16 protein-coding genes are annotated in these 20,398 nt (G+C 74.4%); 12 read left to right on the top strand and 4 right to left on the bottom strand.

The annotated features are described in order from the left end of the window. Positions 1–167: 167 nt before the first annotated feature. The 5 genes from OG335_RS11075 to OG335_RS11055 all read left to right on the top strand — a co-directional run bounded on the left by OG335_RS11075 (position 168) and on the right by OG335_RS11055 (position 5,418). Entirely contained in the window at positions 168–2,786 is a 2,619-nt protein-coding gene (locus OG335_RS11075; RefSeq protein ID WP_405010906.1) for a nitrate- and nitrite sensing domain-containing protein, read from the top strand. Continuing rightward, a complete protein-coding gene (locus tag OG335_RS11070; protein WP_405010905.1) occupies positions 2,783–3,220 on the top strand; it encodes a roadblock/LC7 domain-containing protein in 438 nt (145 codons plus the stop codon). Before OG335_RS11075 ends, OG335_RS11070 begins: the two co-directional genes overlap by 4 nt. Before the next feature lie 44 nt (positions 3,221–3,264). Further along, complete coding sequence (locus OG335_RS11065; protein ID WP_405015357.1) at positions 3,265–3,621, top strand: DUF742 domain-containing protein; 357 nt, start codon at positions 3,265–3,267, stop codon at positions 3,619–3,621. Position 3,622: 1 nt separating this feature from the next. Then, complete coding sequence (locus OG335_RS11060; RefSeq protein WP_405010904.1) at positions 3,623–4,189, top strand: GTP-binding protein; 567 nt, start codon at positions 3,623–3,625, stop codon at positions 4,187–4,189. A 95-nt stretch (positions 4,190–4,284) separates the two neighbouring features. Beyond that, the gene (locus tag OG335_RS11055) at positions 4,285–5,418 is read left to right on the top strand and encodes an FAD-dependent monooxygenase (protein WP_405010903.1); all 1,134 of its coding nucleotides are present in this window, start codon (positions 4,285–4,287) and stop codon (positions 5,416–5,418) included. 87 nt (positions 5,419–5,505) lie between these two features. On the opposite strand, the gene OG335_RS11050 is transcribed toward OG335_RS11055, so the two are convergent. From OG335_RS11050 to OG335_RS11040, 3 genes are all read right to left on the bottom strand, one after another. Then, positions 5,506–6,267 (bottom strand): hypothetical protein, encoded by a 762-nt coding sequence (locus OG335_RS11050; RefSeq protein WP_405010902.1) that lies wholly within the window; start codon positions 6,265–6,267, stop codon positions 5,506–5,508. An 82-nt stretch (positions 6,268–6,349) separates the two neighbouring features. Continuing rightward, entirely contained in the window at positions 6,350–7,135 is a 786-nt protein-coding gene (locus OG335_RS11045) for a hypothetical protein (RefSeq protein WP_405010901.1), read from the bottom strand. Between the two features lie 134 nt (positions 7,136–7,269). Continuing rightward, a complete protein-coding gene (locus OG335_RS11040) occupies positions 7,270–8,679 on the bottom strand; it encodes a family 2B encapsulin nanocompartment shell protein (protein ID WP_405010900.1) in 1,410 nt (469 codons plus the stop codon). A gap of 368 nt (positions 8,680–9,047) precedes the next feature. Here OG335_RS11040 and OG335_RS11035 point away from each other — a divergent pair, with 368 nt between their 5' ends. The 7 genes from OG335_RS11035 (at position 9,048) to OG335_RS11005 (ending at position 19,419) form a co-directional block, all read left to right on the top strand. Continuing rightward, positions 9,048–10,235 carry a 4-hydroxybenzoate 3-monooxygenase gene (locus OG335_RS11035; RefSeq protein WP_405010899.1) on the top strand — a complete coding sequence of 396 codons (1,188 nt, stop codon included), beginning with the start codon at positions 9,048–9,050 and terminating at the stop codon, positions 10,233–10,235. A 38-nt stretch (positions 10,236–10,273) separates the two neighbouring features. Continuing rightward, on the top strand, positions 10,274–11,974 hold the full coding sequence (locus tag OG335_RS11030) for a methyltransferase (protein WP_405010898.1): 1,701 nt from the start codon (positions 10,274–10,276) through the stop codon (positions 11,972–11,974). Positions 11,975–12,159: 185 nt separating this feature from the next. Then, entirely contained in the window at positions 12,160–12,606 is a 447-nt protein-coding gene (locus OG335_RS11025; RefSeq protein WP_405010897.1) for a DUF6325 family protein, read from the top strand. A gap of 36 nt (positions 12,607–12,642) precedes the next feature. Then, positions 12,643–12,933, top strand: coding sequence for an SHOCT domain-containing protein (locus OG335_RS11020; RefSeq protein ID WP_405010896.1), 291 nt, complete (start codon positions 12,643–12,645; stop codon positions 12,931–12,933). Positions 12,934–13,250: 317 nt separating this feature from the next. Beyond that, positions 13,251–17,432 carry a molybdopterin-dependent oxidoreductase gene (locus tag OG335_RS11015; RefSeq protein ID WP_405010895.1) on the top strand — a complete coding sequence of 1,394 codons (4,182 nt, stop codon included), beginning with the start codon at positions 13,251–13,253 and terminating at the stop codon, positions 17,430–17,432. Between the two features lie 75 nt (positions 17,433–17,507). Further along, positions 17,508–17,999, top strand: a complete 492-nt coding sequence (locus OG335_RS11010) for a nucleotidyltransferase domain-containing protein (protein WP_405010894.1) — start codon at positions 17,508–17,510, stop codon at positions 17,997–17,999. A gap of 163 nt (positions 18,000–18,162) precedes the next feature. Next, entirely contained in the window at positions 18,163–19,419 is a 1,257-nt protein-coding gene (locus OG335_RS11005) for an SLC13 family permease (protein WP_405015356.1), read from the top strand. A gap of 20 nt (positions 19,420–19,439) precedes the next feature. Here OG335_RS11005 and OG335_RS11000 read toward each other — a convergent pair whose 3' ends face one another. Further along, the gene (locus tag OG335_RS11000) at positions 19,440–20,363 is read right to left on the bottom strand and encodes a LysR family transcriptional regulator (protein WP_405010893.1); all 924 of its coding nucleotides are present in this window, start codon (positions 20,361–20,363) and stop codon (positions 19,440–19,442) included. Positions 20,364–20,398: the final 35 nt, after the last annotated feature.

Raw genomic sequence — 20,398 nt, 5'->3', positions numbered from 1 at the left:
CGGTATGGCTAATATCCATCCGTCAAGTCCTTATCAGATTCGACCAGTTCCGAACGACTGGCGTCATCTCCAAGGAGAATGCCCTGCGCACGCGCGCGTCTCGGCGGATCATCACGGGCCGGCTGTCGCTCCGCGCGACCCTGCTCGTGCTGGCGATCGTTCCCGGAGTGGCGCTGGCCGCCCTCTGGGCGGTCACCAGCGGACAGCTCCTGCTCGACTTCCAGCGCCAGGCCGCCCAGGGCCTGCTCGCGCAGAAGGCCGGCCAGCCGTCCAACATCGTCTACTACAACCTGCAGGAGGAGCGGCGCCTCAGCGCCGACGTCCTCGCCACCCACAGCGGCGTCAGCTCCGCGCTCCGCACCCAGCGGACGAAGACGGACGACGCGATCCGGGTCTTCCAGTCGCTCTCCGGCGTCACCGCCGACGACGCCCCGACGGAGGTCCGCGAGGCCGTCCTGGAGGCCCGTCAGGCGATCAACCAGCTGCCCGCCCAGCGGGCTCTGGTCGACACCGGCGGCAGCGAGCAACAGGCCACGGTCTACCGCTACTACACCGACCTCATCGCCGTCGACCTCCGGCTCTTCTCCTCGCTGAGCCACGTCGACAACGGCCGCATCACCACGATCTCCCAGCCGCTGGTCGACATGTTCTGGGCCAAGGAGATGATCTCCCGCTCCGACGCACTGCTCGCCCGGGGCTGGCCCACCGGCAAGCTCTCCGTCGAGGACATGCAGCAGCTGCGGCAGGCCATCTCGGAGCAGACCTTCCAGTTCCAGACCAAGATCGCCCCCTACCTGCCCGAGTCCGAGGCGGCGATGTGGAAGGTCATCGCGGGCAGCAAGGAGTGGCAGGACAAGTCCACGGCCGAGCAGGCCCTGCTGAAGCCCGTCGAGCCGGACCGCACGGGCATGATCGCCCTCGACACCGACCAGGGCGTCTGGCGGGCCTCCCTCGACAGGACCAACCCCCGGCTGGTCGAGCTGCTGGAGCACCGCACCAGCCTCGTCGTCGACGAAGGCCAGGGCAGCATCATCTCGCTCGCGATCCGGCTCGGCCTCACCACGGTCGTCGGCCTGCTCGCCGTCGTCCTGGTCGTCCTCACCTCCTGGCGCCTGACCCGCACCCTGCGCCGCCGGATCGGCCGGCTCCAGGGGCAGGCGCAGGAACTGCAGACCACGCTGCCCGAGGTCGTCGAACGCCTCGGCCGCGGCGAGCAGATCGACGTCGAGGCGCAGGCCAAGGCGATCGAGCGCGACCCGTGGGCCCGGACGGACGACGAACTCGCCAAGCTCGGGCAGGCGTTCAACCTCGCCCGCACCAGCGTGCTGGAGGCCGCCGTCGCGCAGGCCGAGCAGCACCGCGGCTTCGAACGCCTCCTGCAGCGGATCGCCCGCCGTACCCAGCTCCTCATCGGCCAGCAGCTCAAGAAGCTCGACGAGCTGGAGCGCCGCCACGAGGACCCGGAGATCCTGGAAGGGCTCTTCGACCTCGACCACCTCACCGCACGCCTGCGCCGCTACGAGGAGAACCTCGTCATCCTGGCCGGCGGCACCCCGCACCGGCGCTGGCGCAAGCCCGTCCCGCTGCTCGACGTCATGCGCGCCGCGCAGGGCGAGGTGCAGGACTACCGCCGGGTCGTCATCGACCTCGACGGCAGCCCCTGGCTCTCCGAGCGGGCCGTCGGCCCGGTCGCGCACGTCATCGCCGAGCTGATCGAGAACGCGCTCAGCTTCTCCCGTCCGCCGAACCCGGTCGAGGTGAGGGCCGGACGGGTCAGCCGCGGCGTCGCGATCGAGGTCGAGGACCGCGGCCTCGGCATGGACGAGGAGCAGATCGACGAGGCCAACGAGCTGATGACCCGTCCGCCGCGCGCGGACGTGCTCGCCCGCGGCGACGACATCCGCCTCGGCTTCTACGTCGTCGCCCGGCTGGCCGACCAGAACGGCCTGCGGGTCGAGTTCCGGCAGTCCGCGTTCGGCGGCACCCGGGTCGTCGTGCTCGTGCCCGACGACCTCCTCGTGTCCGACCCGACCGCCCGCCCGGTGGTCGTGCCGCAGGTCCAGGGCGAGGGCCTGCCGGTCCGCTCCCGCGGCCGCGCACTCGCCGGAGTCACCGCGGCGCAGTCCGGCGGCCCGTCCGCCGCACCCGCGCTGATGCCGGGCGCACCGGAACCCCACCCGGTGCAGGAGGGACCGTACGTGCCGATCGAGGACCCGTACGCCCCCGCCGAGAGCCCGTACGCGCCCGCGGAGGCCGCCTTCCCCGGCGAGCACGCCCCGCAGGCGGCGCACGACCCGTTCCTGGCGGCGGTGCAGCACGACGTCAACTACCCGGCTCCGCAGGCCTCCTACGGCCTGCCCGAGCCCTACCGCCCGGAGCCGGTCACCGCGGCCTCCTGGCCCGCGCAGCCGCCCGCCCCGGCCCAGCTGCACCCGCCGGTGCCGGTCGACCCGCACTTCTCCGGCCCGCCGGCCGGTGCGGGCGGCGGCGAGCCCCCGCTGCCGCGGCGCGTCCGCCAGGCCAGCCTGGTGGACGAGCTCCGCGTCAACCCGAACGACACCCCCGCGGCGCCCGCGCCGCCGCGCTGGGACGAGAACCCGCTGTTCCGGCCGGCCCCCCGACGGGCCGGAGCGGCGATCGGTGCGTTCCAGCGGCGGTCCCGGGCCGCCCGTACCGGCGACGCGCCCACCGCGTCGCAGCCCGGCACGGACGGCCACGGCGACGCACAGCACGCCGGCGACACCTGGAACACCCCTCCCATCCCGACGAGAGAAGACCGGTCATGACGCGCACAATCGCCACCCACCAGGACCTCGACTGGCTGCTCGACGGCCTGGTGGACTCCGTGGCCGGTACGAGAAACGCCGTCCTGCTCTCCGACGACGGCCTCGTGGTGAGCCACTCCCGCACGATCGACCGCTCCGACGCCGAACGACTGGCGGCCGTCGCCACCGGCCAGCAGAGCCTGGCGCGCGGCGTGGGCCAGCTCTTCGCGGGCGGCCCCGTGCACCAGGTGATCGTCGAGCTCGCCGACCTGTGGCTGTTCATCATCGCCGCCGGCCAGGGCACCCACCTGGCCGTCGTCGCCTCGCAGGAGGTCGACGCCGAGGTCATGTCGCTCGCCATGCACAACCTCGTGCAGCAGGTCGGCCAGAAGCTCACCAGCCCGATGCGCGGCGACTTCGACGCCTTCGGCAGCCGTGGCGGGCAGCGCGGGTGAACCCGTACTGGGACGAGGAGGGCGACGACGACGGCGCGGACAGCATGGTCCGCCCGTACACGATCACCCGGGGCCGCACCGCCCCGGAGCGCGACGACTTCACCCTCATCACCCTGCTCACCACCGTGCAGGAGCCGGTCGACGCGTACGGCGCCCCGGTGCGGCCCGGCCGGCTCCAGCCGGAGCACCGGATGATCGTCGACCGCTGCCGCCACCCCGCGGCCGTGGCCGAGGTCGCCGCCGACCTGAACCTGCCGGTCTCCGTGACCAAGATCCTGCTCGGCGACCTCGTCGCGCAGGGCCTCCTGACGGCCCGGGCCCCGCTCTCGGTGGCCCGGGCCGCGGGCGGCGCCGACCGCGGCCTGCTGGCCGCCGTACGTGAGGGACTGAGGAGGCTCTGAGATGACGAACACCCAGGCGGGCGCCGCCGCCGTCAAGATCCTGATCGCCGGCGGCTTCGGCGTCGGCAAGACCACCATGGTCGGCGCGGTCAGCGAGGTGGCGCCGCTGCGCACCGAGGAGTACCTCACGACGGCCAGCGTCGGCGTGGACGACCTCGCCGGGGTCGGCCAGAAGGACACCACCACGGTGGCACTGGACTTCGGCCGCATCACCGTCAGCCCCGAGCTGGTGGTGTACCTCTTCGGCACGCCCGGCCAGGAGCGGTTCTGGTTCATGTGGAACGACCTGGTCAACGGCGCGCTCGGCGGCGTGGTCATCGCCGACACCCGGCGCCTGGAGACGAGCTTCGCCTCCATCGACTTCTTCGAGAGCCGCGGCATCCCGTTCGTCGTCGCGATCAACTGCTTCCACGGCCACAACACCCGCACCCCCGCCGAGATCAGGGCCGCCCTCGACCTCGACCCGCACGTGCCGATGCTGGTGGGCGACGTCCGCGAGCGGTCCTTCAACCGCGATGTGCTGCTCTCCCTGGTCGACCACCTGATGGCGCTGCCCGTCGCCGGCTGACCGGCCGACCGGACTGCTCCTCCCCCCGCACCGTCTCCTGCTCCACGCGGCCGGCCGCTGCCCGGCCGCCACCAGAACCCCCGGAGAGACCTGACATGGCAACACCCCTGCGCGTCCTCGTCCACGGCGGCGGCATCGGCGGCCTCAGCCTCGCCGTCGCGCTCGCCCACCGCGGCCACACCGTGGAGGTCGCCGAGCTCCGCGACGAGCTGGACGCCCTCGGCGTCGGCATCATCCAGCCCTCGAACGCCCTGCACGTCATGCGCGAGATCGGCGTGCTCGACGCCTGCCTCGCCGAGGGCTTCGAGTGGGAGGTGCTCACCATCTGCGACCCCACCGGCGCCGTCCTGGCGAAGATCCCGCAGCCGCGGATGGACGGGGCGCCCGCCAACAACGGCATCCCGCGGCCGGCGCTCGCCGCCGTGCTCGGCCGGGCCGCCACCGAGGCCGGTGCGGTGATCCGCTTCGGCACGACGATCGCCGACCTCACCGACGACGGCGAGGGCGTCGACGTCACCCTCTCCGACGGCAGCACCGGCCGCTGGGACCTCGTCGTCGGCTTCGACGGCATCGGCTCCCCGCTGCGCAAGCGGCTGTACGGCGACCGCTACGTCCCCGAGTACACCGGCTTCGCCAACTGGCGGGTCACCGTGCCCCGCCAGGGCGACGTGCAGGGCGTCGTGATGAGCACCGGCAACCAGGCGGCGAAGGCGCTGCTCACGCCGATCACCCCCGACGACATGTACCTGGGCTCGGTGTTCGCCGAGGCGGAGGACTTCCGCCCGGACCCGGCGCGGGCCCACGAGGAGCTCGCCGAGCGGCTGTCGGCGTTCTCCGGCCCGGTCGCCGAGGCGCTCACCCACGTCACGGACCCGTCCGCGGTGGTCTACTCGCGGATCTCCCAGGTCACGGTGGACGAGCCCTGGCACGTCGGCCGGGTCGTGCTCGCCGGCGACGCGGCGCACGCGTCGACGCCGCACCTCGCGCAGGGTGCGGCGATGGCGGTCGAGGACGCCCTCGTGCTGGCCCTGTCGCTGGACGGCTTCGACTCGGTGCCGGCCGCGCTGGAGGCCTGGGAGGCCCGCCGGCGTCCGCGTGCGATGTTCGTCCAGGCGCTCTCGCGGGCCGTGCTCAAGCAGGAGACCGGCACCGCGACCACGCCGGAGGAGGACGAGCTGCTGAAGATCGGCATCCCCGGCGCGGCGCACGTCCTCGCCAAGGCGTACTGACGGCGGCACCACGGAAGGGGCGGGACGGGGTCACCCGTCCCGCCCCTTCCGCGTGGCACGCGCGGTCGCCGCTCGGTCGTTACGCGGTCAGTTCACGGACGGGAAGAGGTCGAGGAACGGCTGCGTCGTCACCGAGATGCCCCGGCCGAAGGGATCGTCGAAATCCCAGATGAGGAACAGCAGGAAGGCGATCAGCGCACTGAACGTGCCGGCCAGGATCAACTCCCGGGCGGAGCGCCGGATCTGCAGCGCGAACATCATGCCGACGGTGACCACGGCGCCCACGATCAGCCCGAACCACACGACGCCCGGCATCGACGGGCCGGTGCTCTGCCCCCGGGCCGTACGCGACTCGTCCGCGGCCGCGATCCGGTCCATGACCGGCTGGTAGGCCTGCGCCTCCAGGTCGGACTGCGGGGTGCGCGAGGCGACGTCCTGCCGCAGCCGGTTGAGCAGTTCGGTGCCGCGCGGCGAGATCTCGCCCTTCTCCTTCATGTACGACCACTCGGTGTCGACGACGAACGACACGTAGGCGTCGACGTCGCCGCGGACCCGCGCCCGGAAGTCGGCGGGGTAGACCTCGGCGCGGGCGCTGACCTCGTGCAACGCCTGGGCCTCGTTGAGCAGTTCGTCCTGCGCGGCGCTGCGGGTCTCCCACACGCCGGCGATGGCGAGGCCGAGCACGATGGCGTACACGACGCCGATCATCATGGTGATGTACTCGATGACGTCCGGGGTCTCGGACGGGTCGTCGTCCTCGCTTACCCGGCGCTGGCGCAGCACCACCACGGCGACGACGACCAGGCAGGCCGCCGTCATGGCGATCGCCAGGGCGAGCCACTCCGACATGTCAACTCCTGTTCAGCACAAGACGACGGCCGCCCCGGCGGGGGCGGTCGGTGGGGCCGGCGGGGTACGGCCGCCGGGGTGGTCAGGACCGTCCGCGGCCACCCCGGCCACGGGCCTTGAACGCCGCGGCGGCGAGGACGGCGGGCACGGTGACGAGCATCATCGTGGTCACCGGCGAGGTGCTGCGGTGTCGCACCGGGGCGGCGGCGGGCGGCGACAGCGGCATGCGGATCCGGTGGGGCGGCGGTGTCGGCGCGGGGGCCGGCGGGGGCGGGGGAGCCTCGGGGGTGACGACCGGGGCGGGGGGCCTGAAGGAAGGTTTCGGCTGGGGAACGGGCGGGGGAGCGGCAGGCGGGACGACGGCCGGCTGCACCGGTTTCGGCGTCGGCTTCGGCGTGGGGGCCGGAGGCGTCGGAGTGGGACTCGGAGGCGTCGGGGTCGGGGTGGGAGTGGGGGTGGGCGTCGCGGTCGGCGTGGGGCAGGGGGTCGGCTTCGGCGGCGGGCACGGCTTCGGGGGCTTGTGGTGCTTCGGCGGCCGGTGCGCGGGGTGCTTCGGCGGCCGGGTCGGGTGCGCCGGGCGGTCGGGGTGTCCCGGACCGGTGTACGGCAGGTCGACCCGGGTGCCGGTGACGGTCTCCGTGTGGAGGTCGAGGAAGCCCTCGACGTGCACGTCGGTCACGCTCGCGGTGTCGACCGCGACGGCGGCGTCCGAGACCTCGACCGCCGCGGACGTGCAGGTGGTGACCTCGACCGCCGGCCCGTGGGGCACGCCGGCGGCGCCGGTCAGCAGCGCACAGGCCGCGGTCGCCCCCAGCACGGCCCCGGCCAGGCGGGCGGGGCGGCCCGTCGGCGTGAACGGTTCCGGCATGGTGTCCTTCGTGCCCTTCCGGGTCGGGGGATCGGGGTGTGCAGGGTGCACGGGCTGGTGCCGGGCGGCTCGACGGGGCCGCCCGGCACCAGGTCAACTCGGTTCGTGGCGGCCGGGTTACGGCCGCCACCCGGTCAGCTGCGGCCGTTCGCGATCTGGACGTTCTCCAGCACGCCGACGGCGTCCGGCACGAGGATGGCCGCCGAGTAGTAGGCGGTCACCAGGTACGAGATCAGCGCCTTCTCGTCGATGCCCATGAACCGCACCGACAGGCTCGGCTGGTACTCGTCCGGGATGCCGGTCTGGTGCAGGCCGATGACGCCCTGGTTGTCCTCGCCGGTGCGCATCACCAGGATCGAGCTGGTGCGCTCCTTGGTGATCGGGATCTTGTCGCACGGCAGGATCGGCACGCCGCGCCAGGCCGGCACCTGGTGGCCGTGCAGGTCGACGTGGTCCGGGTAGAGCCCGCGCGAGTTGAGCTCGCGGCCGATGGCCGCGATGGTCCGCGGGTGGGCGAGGAAGTAGTCCGAGTCGCGGCGGCGGCTGAGCAGCTCGTCGAGGTCGTCCGGGGTGGGCGGGCCCGAGTGGGTCTGGACGCGCTGCGCGAAGTCGGCGTTGTTGAGGAGGCCGAACTCCGGGTTGTTGACGAGCTCGTACTCCTGCCGCTCGCGCAGCGCCTCGATGGTGAGGCGCAGCTGCTGCTCGATCTGGTTCATCGGCTGGTTGTAGAGGTCGGCGACCCGGGTGTGCACCTTGAGCACGGTCTGGGCGACGCTCAGCTCGTACTCGCGGGGGCGCAGCTCGTAGTCGACGAAGGCGCCGGGCAGCTGCACCTCGCCGGTGTGGCCGGCCGACATGGCGATCTCGGCCTCGCCGCGGTCGTTCTGCCGCTGGTGCGGCAGCGAGAGGAACTCCCGCAGGTGGGCCTGCAGGCTCGGCGCGCCGTCGAGGACGGCCTCGAACTCGCGGCGGGAGAGCGTGAGCAGGGTGCCCGCGGTGGTGGAGGTGGCGGTGTACTCCCAGGCGGCGTCCGGGTCGAGCAGGGCGGACTCGCCGAAGCGGTCGCCGTCGCCCAGCACCTCCAGCGTGGTGGAGTCGCCGTACCGGCCGGTGCCGATCTGCTTGATCCGGCCGTGCGCGACCAGGTGGATGTGCTCGGCCGGGTCGCCCTGCTCGACGAGCACCTCGCCGGGGCCGAAGTCGCGCTGCACGCAGCGGTCGGCCAGCGCGGTCAGCACCTCGACGTCGTCGTAGCCGCGCAGCAGGGCGAGTTCGCCGAGCTCGCGGGGGATCACCCGGACCTGGGAGCCGGTCTTGACGAACTCGATCCGGCCGTCGCCGACGGTGTAGGTGAGGCGGCGGTTCACCCGGTAGGTTCCGCCCGAGGTCTGCACCCAGGGCAGCACCCGCAGCAGCCAGCGGGAGGTGATCTCCTGCATCTGCGGCGCGGACTTGGTCGTCGTGGCGAGATTTCGGGCGGCAGCCGTGGCAAGGCTGGACTGCTGCTGCACCTGCGGTGCCTCCGGGCTCGCGTCCACGGACATCGGCAGGGTTCTCCTTCGTGTGGTGCCGCCGCCCGCCCTTCCGGGCATGGCGCGGCGTCAGATGTGTTTCGGGGAAGGGAAGACGGCGTCCCCGGCATCGGCCGGGCCACCCAGACCGGAACACTAGATCGTCCCGGGGGCCTTGATCCGTCAGGAGGACGCGGCGTCACCCCATGGTGTGAAAACTCCGCCGCGGAGGATTGATCACTGATCTTCGACCGTTGACCGGGCGTGACCGAACCGGCCGTTCGGCGGACGTGCGGGCCGTCCGGTGGACGCCGGTTACCGGATTCCGGGCGGCACCTGATAGGAAGTCAGCAGTGTCGGGGGATGCGCCGTGCGGCGCGGTAGCGGGGGGACGGAACGGGATGGACGGCGAGGAGAGCACGGCCGTGGTGGTCGTCGGGGCGGGGCCGGCCGGCCTCGTGCTCGGCAATCTGCTGCTCGCGGCGGGCGTCGAGTGCGTGGTCGTGGAGCGGCGGAGCCGGGCCCACGTCGAACAGCGGGCGCGGGCGGGCTTCCTGGCCGCGCACACGGTGCGGGTGCTGACCGGGCACGGCCTCGCCGACGGCCTGGCAGCGGACGGGCGGCAGCACCACACCTGCACCTTCCGCACCGCCGCGGGCGCGTTCGACCTCGACTACGCGGCCCTCGGCCGGGGCGAGGTGCACACCGTGTACCCGCAGCAGCACCTCGTCCGCGACCTGGTCGCCACGTTCCTGGCCCGCGGCGGCGACCTGCGGTTCGACACCCCGGCCGAGAGCATCACGGGCCTCGACACCGACCGGCCGACGGTCACGGTGCGCACCCCGGGCGGCGGGAGCACCCGGCTGCGCGGCCGCTTCGTCGCCGGCTGCGACGGGCGGCACGGCACCGCCCGCGCCGCCGTGCCCGCGGGTGCGGTGCGCCGCTACCGCCGCGACCACGGCGTCTCCTGGCTTGCTCTGCTGGCCGAGGCCCCGCAGAGCATGGCCGCCGTCGCCTACGCGGTGCACGAGGACGGCTTCGCCGGGCACATGGCCCGCACCCCCGACGTCACCCGCTACTACCTGCAGTGCCCGCGCGGCGACGACCCGCAGGCGTGGTCGGACGACCGCGTCTGGGCGGAGCTGCACCACCGGATGCGCGCCGACCGCCACGGGCCGCTGCGGCAGGGCCCGATCATCGAGCGCCGGGTGGTCGACATGGGGTCCGACGTGCTGGACCCGATCCGGTACGGCCCGCTGTTCCTGGTCGGCGACGCCGCGAGCCTGATCAGCCCGTCGGCGGCCAAGGGCGCCAACCTCGCCGTCATGGAGGCCGAGATCCTGGCCGCCGGGCTCGTCGCCGGCCTGCGCGGCGACACCGGGCCGCTCGACCGGTACTCCGCCGACTGCCTGCCGAGGATCTGGCGCGCGCAGGAGTTCTCGCACTGGATGATCGGCCTCCTGCACGGGCCCGCCGGCGACGGCGACGAGGCGGTCTTCCTGCGCGCCCTCCAGCAGGCCCGGCTGGAGAGCCTGCGCACCTCGCGCCGCCACCAGGACCACTTCGCCGAGAACTACGTCGGCATCTGACCGCGCCGCCGTTCACCGATCGACCCACGGGGATCCGCATGACCACGCCGTACGGTGCAGCCCCGCTGCGCCTCGACCCGCCCGTCCTCGACCCGTCCGACCTCGGCCGCGTGCGCCGCGCCGCCGCGTTCGTGGCGGCCAACGACACCGCGAGCGTCCTCGCCGCGCTGCTGCCGGGGCTGGGCGGGGCGGAGCGCGACGCCGTCGCCGCCCACACCGCCTTCGCGCACGCCGCGGTGCTGGTCTTCCCGTCCGCACAGGACGGCCTGCCCGGGCTGTTGCGCGGGGAGGGCCTCGACACCGGGCCCGTCACGCCCAGCGTGGTCGTCCGGGAGCGCCTCGCCCGGCGCTACGGGCGGTCCGTCGACGCCCTGGAGGTCGGCATCCTCCGGGCGCCGGTGGCCGCCGCGGACGGCAGTGCGTGCGAGGTCGAGATCTTCGCGCTGTCCGTACCGCCCGGCTCCGGGCTGGACACCGTGGCCGCCGGCGAGCGCGCCCACGACCACGAGGCGCACCTCGCCTTCGAGGTCACCACCGCCGATCCGGTGGTCCTCGCCGGGCTGCGGGCGACCCTGCTCGCCGACGGCCGGACGACCGCCGACGGCGGCGGCCACAACGCGTACGAGGACTCCACGGTCCTCTACTTCCGCACCCCCGTGGAGCACGGCCACCTGCGGCTGGAGCTGACCGCGCGGGGCCACCACCCCGGGGTGCTCGCCGCGCACGGGCGGTCCGCCGACCGTCCCGCCGAGCAGTTGCTGCAGCTGATGACCGGGGCGTGGGCCACGCAGGCCGTCGCCGTCGCGGCCGAGCTCCGGCTCGCCGACCACCTCGACACCACCCCGCGGCCCACCCCGGAACGGCTCGCCGCGCTCACCGGCACCGACCCCGACGCCCTGCGGCGCCTGCTCCGCTACCTGGCGGCGCTCGGGGTGCTCGCCCCGGACGGCGACACCTACCGGCCCACCCCGGTCGGGCTGCCGCTGCGCAGCGACGGCGAGGGCTCGCTGCACCCGCTCGCCCTGCTGTACGGCGGCCCGTTCTACCGCTCGTTCGGCGAGCTCGGGTACGCCGTCCGCACCGGCCGGGACGCCTTCGTGCACACGTTCGGCGAGCACCACTTCCCGTACTTCGCCCGGCACCCCGGGCTGGCCGACCTCTTCGACCGGTCGATGGCGGCCGGGGCGGCGATGTTCGGGCCGGTCGCCGAGCTGGCCGACTTCGCCCGCGCCCGGACGGTCGTGGACGTCGCCGGCGGCAACGGCGAGCTGCTCGGCCGGATCCTCGGCGCGCACCCGCACCTGGAGGGCGTGCTGCTGGAGCGCGCCCACGTCGTCGAGGCGGCCCGCGACACCCTGGTCAAGGCCGGCTGCGCCGACCGCTGCCGCCTGGTGACCGGCGACTTCACCGAGGCCGTCCCCGAGGGCGGCGACGTGTACCTGCTCTCCCGGGTGCTGCACGACTGGGACGACCGGCAGTGTCTGGGCATCCTGCGGCGGATCGCCGGGGCGATGCCCGCGCACGCCGAACTCCTCGTCGTCGAACGCCTCCTGCCCGGCCCCGGCGAGGACCCGTCGCTGGCGGTGCCGTGGGACGTCCACATGCTCTGCAACGTCGGCGGCCGCGAGCGGACGGCCGGGCACTACGCCGCGCTGTTCGCCGAGGCCGGATTCACCCTTGCCGGTGTGGCCGAGCTGCCGCTCGGCGGGGCGCTCCTCACCGCCCGACGGGCCGGGTGACCTGCCGGTTCCGGGCGGCCGCCGCCCGGAACCGCCCGCCGGCCCGCCCGGCTCCGGTGGTGCGGCCCGGCCCGGCTCCCCTCACCCTGGAGGGGGAGTCCCCGGCCGCCGCGGCCGGCGACGGCTCCCCGGGCGGGCCCCGGATCGTCCGACGGCCGCCGGCACCGCACACCTGAGGAGCCGATGTGATCGACGAACCCACCGAGGCGGGACCGATCGACTACGTGATCGTCGAGTTTCCCGGCAGCCGCATGACCGGTGAGGGCATCCCGCTGCTCGTCGACCTCGTCGACCGCGGCATCATCCGGATCATCGACCTGATGTTCGTGAAGAAGGAGACCGACGGCTCGGTCGTCGGCATGGAGATCGCCGACATGACCGGCGACGGGCAGCTCGACCTGGCCGTCTTCGAGGGCGCCGCCTCCGGGCTGCTCGGCCAGGACGACCTCGACGAGGTCGCCGCCGTGCTGGAGCCCGGCAACTCCGCGGGCATCTTCATCTACGAGAACCTGTGGGCCGCCCCGTTCGCCACGGCCCTCCGCCGCGGCGGGGCCCAGCTCGTGGCCAGCGGCCGCATCCCGATCGAGGCCGTCGTCGAGGTGCTCGACTCGCTCGGCGCCGACACCGACTGACCCGGCCGCCCGTCCGCGACCAGTGAGGAGAGAGTGATGCCCGGACTGCTCAGAGGAGTCGCCCGTACAGCCGTCATCGCGGGTACCGCGACGTCGGTGTCCAACCGCGTGTCCCGGCGGCAGCAGGGCCGCTGGGCGCAGCAGGAGGCCCAGCAGGCACCGCCGCAGGAGGCCTACCAGCCCCCGCCGCCCCCGCCCGCCGCTCCCGCCGCGACCACCATGGAGAGCCGGATCGACCAGCTCAAGGAGCTGGCCACGCTGAAGGAGCAGGGTGTCCTCACCGACGCCGAGTTCCAGGTGCAGAAGGAGCGGATCCTCGCCGGCTGACGGATTCCCCCATTCGGCGGCGGCCCCACGGCGGGGTCGCCGCCGCGGCGCGTCCGTCCCGCCCGGCGAGGGGCCGTCGGCCCGCCGGGGCGGCCCGCTCGGGCGGCCGGACGACGGGCTCCGCGGGGGTGCGGCCCTCACAGGCGCGGCGATCACCGGTGCGGCAGGCGTAACGACCCGGGACCGGCGTACGTCACACATGCGCAACAGGCTCTTCCTACGTTGGACCCGGGTGGGAGCGACCCACCCGGCCGGCCGTGTCGGCCCCGTTCGTTGCTGACGGGGTCACGGGGCCGGCGGCCACGAGAGGGGCAGCCGTGACGGTGCCGGAGCCGCGGATCGGGAGCAGCCGTGTGAGGACGGTCTGCTCGTACTGCGGTGTCGGCTGCGGCATCGTGCTGGACCTGACGCGGGAGCCCGACGGCCGCCGGAGGATCGCCAAGGCCTCCGGCGACCCGGCCCACCCGGCGAACGCCGGGCGGCTGTGCACCAAGGGCGCGACCCACGCCGACATGATGGCCGCACCGGGACGGCTGGAGACCGCCCTCGTCCGCACGGACCGCAACGAGGAGCCCGTGCCGCTCGACGTGGACGCCGCGGTCGCCGCGGTCGCGGGCCGGCTGCGCGCGATCCTCGACGAGTACGGGCCGGACGCCCTGGCGTTCTACGTGTCCGGCCAGATGTCGCTGGAGGCGCAGTACCTGGCGAACAAGCTGGCGAAGGGCTTCGTGCGGACGAGCCGGATCGAGTCGAACTCGCGCCTGTGCATGGCGTCGGCGGGCTCGGGCTACAAGCTGTCGCTCGGAGCGGACGGCCCGCCCGGCTCGTACCAGGACTTCGACGCCGCGGACGCCTTCCTCGTCATCGGCGCCAACATGGCCGACTGCCACCCGATCCTGTTCCTGCGGATGATGGACCGGATCAAGACCACCGGCGCGAAGCTCATCGTCGTCGACCCGCGGCGCAACGCCACCGCCGACAAGGCCGACCTGTTCCTGCAGATCAGGCCGGGCACCGACCTGGCCCTCCTGAACGGCCTGCTGCACCTGCTGGTGGAGAACGGCCACACCGACCCCGCGTTCGTCGCGGAGTTCACCGAGGGCTGGGACGGCCTGCCCGAGTTCCTCGCCGACTACACGCCGGCCACGGTCTCCGCGATCACCGGCATCCCGGAGGCGGACATCCGGCAGGCCGCGCAGTGGATCGGCGAGGCCGGCGAGTGGATGAGCTGCTGGACGATGGGCCTCAACCAGTCGACCCACGGCACCTGGAACACCAACGCCCTGGTCAACCTGCACCTCGCCACCGGCGCCATCTGCCGTCCCGGCTCCGGACCGTTCTCCCTGACCGGCCAGCCCAACGCCATGGGCGGCCGCGAGATGGGCTACATGGGCCCCGGCCTGCCCGGCCAACGCTCCGTGCTCGTCGACGCCGAACGCGCCTTCGTCGAGGACCTCTGGGGCGTCGAGGCCGGCACGCTGCGCACGGAGGCCGGCGCCGGCACCGTCGAGATGTTCGAGCAGATGGCCGCCGGGGAGATCAAGGCGTGCTGGATCATCTGCACCAACCCGGTGGCCTCCGTCGCCAACCGCCGCACCGTGATCGAGGGCCTGGAGGCCGCCGACCTCGTCATCACCCAGGACGTGTTCGCCGAGACCGAGACCAACGCGTACGCCGACGTGGTGCTCCCCGCGACGCTGTGGGCGGAGTCCGACGGGGTGATGGTCAACTCGGAGCGCAACCTCACCCTGGTGCCCGGCGTCGTCGACGCGCCCGGCCAGGCCCGGCCCGACTGGCGCCTGATCGCGGACGTGGCCTGCGCGATGGGCTTCGCCGACGCGTTCACCTACGCGAGCGCCGAGGACGTCTTCGAGGAGCTCAAGCGGGCCTGGAACCCGGCCACCGGCTGGGACCTGCGCGGCGTCACCTACGAGCGGCTGCGCGCGACGCCGGTGCAGTGGCCCGCCCCGTCCGCGGACGGCCCGGACCGCAACCCGATCCGCTACCTCAACGACGGCGTCAGCCAGACCCTGCTGGAGCGCGAGGACGGCACCCGGCCCCGGCTCGTCTTCCCCACCGGGACCGGCCGGGCCCGGTTCTTCGCCCGCCCGCACCTGCCGCCGGCCGAACTCCCCGACGACGACTACCCGTTCGTCCTCACCACCGGCCGCCTCCAGCACCAGTGGCACACCCTGACGAAGACCGGCAGGGTCGCCAAGCTCAACAAGCTCAACCCCGGCCCGTTCGTCGAGCTGCACCCCGAGGACGCCGCCGCCCTCGCGGTCACCGACGGCGACCAGGTCGAGGTCGCCTCCCGCCGCGGCCGCGCCGTGCTGCCCGCCCGCGTCACCGACCGCGTCAGCCCGGGCGCCTGCTTCGCGCCGTTCCACTGGAACGACCTCTTCGGCGAGTACCTCAGCATCAACGCCGTCACCAACGACGCCGTCGACCCGATCTCCTTCCAGCCCGAGTTCAAGGCCTGCGCCGTCTCGCTGACCCGGGTCGTCGCCGTCCGCGCCGCCGCACCCGCGCCCGCCACGGCCGTGCACCCGGCCGCGGACGTCCGGAGCGCCGCGACCGCGCAGGGCGCTGCCGCGGGCGGCTCGGCGGTCGCCGTCCTCACCGAGCTGTTCTCGCTCACCGACTTCGCCCCGCCCGCGCTGGCCGACCACGAGCGGCGCTACCTCGCCGGCTACCTCGCCGGGCTGGGCTCCGCGACCACCGCCACCGGCACCGCGGTCGGCACCGTGCCGGTGCTCCCCGACAGCGCCCCGTTCGACCCGGCCCACGCGCTGTGGGTCGACGGCGTCCTGGCCGGCCTGTTCTCGCGCAGCGCCGCCCCGCAGCCGGCGCCCGCCGCCGACCCCGCCGCGGCCGCCGCACCCGGCCGCAGCCTGGCCGTGCTGTACGCCTCGCAGACCGGCAACGCCGAGGAGTTCGCCGTCGCCGCGGCGGCCCGCCTCACCGATGCCGGCCGTGCCCCCGTGCTGCTCTCCATGGCCGACGCCACCCCGGACCGGCTCACCGCCACCACCGACCTGCTGATCGTCACCAGCACCTTCGGCGACGGCGACGCCCCCGACAACGGCGCCGACTTCTGGGACACCCTCACCGCGGACGGCGCCACCCGGCTCGACGGCCTGCGCTACTGCGTCCTCGCCTTCGGCGACTCCAACTACGACGACTTCTGCGGCCACGGCCGCCGCCTCGACGAACGCCTCGACGAGCTCGGCGCCGCCCGGCTGATGCCGCGCGTCGACTGCGAACCCGACTTCGAGGAGCGCGCCGACCGGTGGCTCGACGAGGTGCTCGCCCTGCTGTCCGCCGGGTCGGCTCCCGCGCCCGCCGGCCCGCCCGCCGCTGCCGCCCCGGCCCGTCCCACCAAGGCCGCCCCCTACACCGCCCGCCTCAGCGGCAACCGGCTGCTCAGCCTGCCCGGCGCCGCCAAGGAGGTCCGGCAGTTCACCTTCGACATCGGCGACGGGCAGCTGGAGTACGAGGCCGGCGACGCCCTCGGCGTGTGGCCGGTCAACTGCCCCGAGCTCGTCGTCGAATGGCTGGAGGCCACCGGCCAGCACCCGGAGACCGAGGTCGACCTCGACGGCCACGGCCGGATCACCATCGGCGAGGCCCTGCACCGCCACCTCGACCTCACCCGGATCACCCCCGACCTGCTGCGCTTCACCGCCGACCGCACCGCCGACGACCGTGTGCTGCGCAAGCTGCTGCGCCCGGACAACAAGGGCGAGCTGGCCAAGTGGAGCTGGGGCCGGCAGGCGGTCGACGTCGTCGTCGAGTACGCGGTGAAGGCCACCGCCCAGGAGTGGGCCGACGTGCTGAAGCGGCTCCAGCCGCGGCTGTACTCGATATCGTCGAGCCCGCTCGCCGACCCGGCGAAGGTGCAGCTCACCGTCTCCGTGCTGCGGTTCGACAACCACCAGGGCCGCCGCCGCAAGGGCGTCGCGTCGAGCTTCCTCGCGGACGCCGCCCCCGACACACCCGTACGGATCTTCGTGCAGCGCTCGGCGCACTTCCGTCCGCCGGCCGACCCGGGCGTCCCCGCCATCATGGTCGGCCCGGGCACGGGTGTCGCCCCGTTCAAGGGCTTCCTCGACGAGCGGCGCGCCCGCGGTCACCGCGGCCGCAACTGGCTGTTCTTCGGCGAGCAGCGCCGCGCCACCGACTTCTACTACCGGGACGAGCTCGACGCCCTGCGCGAGCAGGGCACGCTCTCCCGCCTCGACCTCGCCTTCTCCCGCGACCAGCGCGCCAAGGTGTACGTGCAGGACCGGATGCGGGAGAACGGCGCCCAGCTCTGGTCCTGGCTCCAGGACGGCGCGCACGTCTACGTCTGCGGTGACGCCGGCCGCATGGCCAAGGACGTCGACCAGGCGCTGCGCGACATCGTCGCGGCCCACGGCGGCCTCGGCGAGGCCGACGCGGCCGCGTACGTGAAGCAGCTCGCGGTGGACAAGCGCTACGCCCGCGACGTGTACTGACCCCGGGACGGCACCGCGCCGTCCGCGCCCGCACCCGGCCGTGCGCGGCGGGGGTCCGGGGACGGGGAGCGGGACGTGCGGGGGGAACAGCTGACCGCCGTCGTGGAGGCGCTGCAGGCGTCCGCCGTACGGGTGTGGGTCGGCGGCGGCTGGGGGATCGACGCGCTGCTCGGCACACAGACCCGGCCGCACCGGGACGCCGACCTGATGCACGACGTGCGCGACGAGCCGGTGCTGCTCGCCGTGCTCGGCGCGGCCGGTTTCGTGCAGACGCTCGACCAGCGGCCGGTGCGGTTCGTCCTGGCGCACCCCGACGGCCGCGAACTGGACCTGCACCCGCTGGAGTTCGCCCCCGACGGCAGTGCCGTCCAGCGTTCCTTCGACCCGGACCGGCCCTTCCCCTACCCCGCGGACTGCTTCGTCACCGGCCTGGTGCTCGGTGTGCCGGTGCGCTGCCTGTCGGCCGCGCAGCAGGTCTTCTTCCACCAGGGATACGAGCCGACCGACCGGGACAGGGCGGACATGGCGCACCTGCGCCGGGCGTTCGGCATCGCGACGCACTTCTGACCGGCGCTCCGGAACCGCCCGCGCTCCCGGTCGGCGGACGGCTGCGGCCCGGGCGCGGCCGTGCTCGGGCGGAGCCGTGCCGGGCAGACGATCACCGCATGTCCGAGGGCCCGTCCGGGTCTGCTTCGATGGGGGCGAACCTCCGACCCGGAAGGACCCGGTGCTGAACACCCCGCTGGCCGAGACCGTCTCGGCCGCCCTGCTGCTGCTCGTGCTCACCTGTGCGGTGGTCCGGCCCTGGGGGTGGCCGGAGGCCGCCGCCGCGGTGCCCGCCGCCGGACTCCTGATCCTCCTCGGGGCGATCCCGCTGGAGGACGTCGCCGAGGAGGCGGCCCGGCTCGGGCCGGTCATCGGCTTCCTGGCGGCCGTCCTGGTCATCGCCGAACTCTGCGACGAGGAGGGGCTCTTCCGGGCCTGCGGCGCCTGGATGGCCCGCAGTGCCCGTGGGCGGCCGCAGCGGTTCCTCGTGCAGGTGTTCCTCGTGGCGTCGGTGACCACGGCGGTGCTCAGCCTGGACGCCACGGTCGTGCTGCTCACGCCGGTGGTCCTGGTGACCGCGGCCCGGCTCGGCGCCCCGCCCCGCCCGCACGTGTACGCCTGCGCCCACCTCTCCAACACGGCGTCGCTGCTGCTGCCGGTCTCCAACCTGACCAACCTGCTGGCCTTCGCCGTGAGCGGGCTCACCTTCACCCGGTTCGCGGTGCTGATGGCGCTGCCGTGGCTGGTCGCGATCCTCGCCGAGTACGTCGTGTTCCGGCGGTTCTTCGCGGCCGACCTGCCCGCGCCCGCCGAGGTGCCGCCGACCGGGCCGACGCCACCGCTGCCGCTCTTCGCGCTGGTCACGGTGGGCTGCACGCTCGCGGGCTTCGTGCTGACCTCGGCGGTCGGCCTCGACCCGGCGTGGGCGGCGGCGGCCGGCGCGCTGGCGCTCGCGGTGCGGGCGCTCGTCCGCGGCACCACCACGCCGATGGGGCTGCTGCGGGCGACGAGCCCGCTGTTCCTCGCGTTCGTGCTCGGCCTGGGCGTCGTCGTGCGGGCGGTGGTCGACAACGGGCTGGCGGACGGCCTCGGCCGGATCGTCCCGGACGGCACCTCGCTGGCCGCGCTGGCGGGCACCGCGGCGCTGGCCGCCGTGCTCGCCAACCTCATCAACAACCTGCCGGCGGTGCTCGTCCTGCTGCCGCTGACCGCGCCCACCGGGCCGGGCGCGGTGCTGGCCGTCCTCCTCGGCGTCAACATCGGGCCCAACCTGACCTACGCGGGCTCGCTCGCGACGCTGCTGTGGCGGCGCATCGTCCGGGAGCAGGACACCGACGTGCGCCTCGGCGAGTTCACCCGGCTCGGGCTGCTCACCGTGCCCGCGGCGCTGGCCGTCGCCGTCCTGGCGCTGTGGGTGTCGCTGCGGACGATCGGCACCTGAGGGCGCGGCGGCCGCCCGGCCTACCAGTTCCGGGCGGCGGTGAGGAGGCGGGCGCGGACGTCCGCGACCGGCCGGGGTTCGGGGCCGCCGGCCCGCCGCACCAGGTAGGCGGTGTTGATCGGCGGGTCGGCCGGGGCGAGCAGCGCGGTCAGCCGTCCGGCGGCCAGGTCCTCCGCGCACAGGTAGCGCGGCAGCACGGTGATGCCGGCGCCCGCCACGACGGCGGCGAGCACCGCGCGCAGGTCCGGCACGACGAGGGCGGCAGGCCCCGCCAGTCGGGTGCCGAAGACGTGCCGCCAGTAGCGCCGGGCGATCGGGAGGTCCTCGGCGTACGTCACCAGCGGCACGCCGTCGAGGGAGGCCGGCCCCTCGGCGGCGACCCGGCCGGGCCCGATCCGGCGGGCCCACGCGGGGCCGGCGACGAGCACGAACTCCTCGTCGGCGAGCGGCACCGCGTCGAGCGCCCGCCCGCGCGGCCGGGCGGTCGCCACCACGAGGTCGTACCGGGCGGCGCGCAGCCCGGCCAGCAGGTCGTCGGTGAGGCCGGTGGTCACCCGCAGCCGGAGGCCGGCGCCGACCAGCGGGGCGAGGGCGGGCAGCGCGCAGATGCTCAGGAGTTCGGCGGGTCCGGCGAGGTGGACGGGCCGCGCGGGCGCGGCGCCCTCGTGCGTGCCGCGTTCGGCGACCGCGGCGAGGGCGTCGAGCGGGCCGGCGACCTCGGCGGCGAGCAGGTCGGCGGCGGCGGTCGGGGCGACGCCGCGCGGCAGCCGTTCGAAGAGCGGATGCCCGGCCTGCTGTTCGAGGGCGCGGACCTGGGCGGTGACGGTCGGCTGGGAGAGCCGCAGCACCCGGGCCGCCGCCGTGAGCGAGCCGGCGCGGTGCACGGCGAGGAAGGTCCGCAGCAGGCCGAGGTCCAGGGGGCCGGCCGGTTCACCAGGGCGCATGGCAGCCCAGCCTAGACAGCGCGGCGGCCGCGGCA

The organism is Kitasatospora sp. NBC_01539, assembly GCF_045040525.1.
Taxonomy (GTDB): Bacteria; Actinomycetota; Actinomycetes; order Streptomycetales; family Streptomycetaceae; genus Kitasatospora.
Note: the sequence above shows the minus strand (reverse complement) of the source record. Positions and strands in the feature narration are given on the sequence as shown.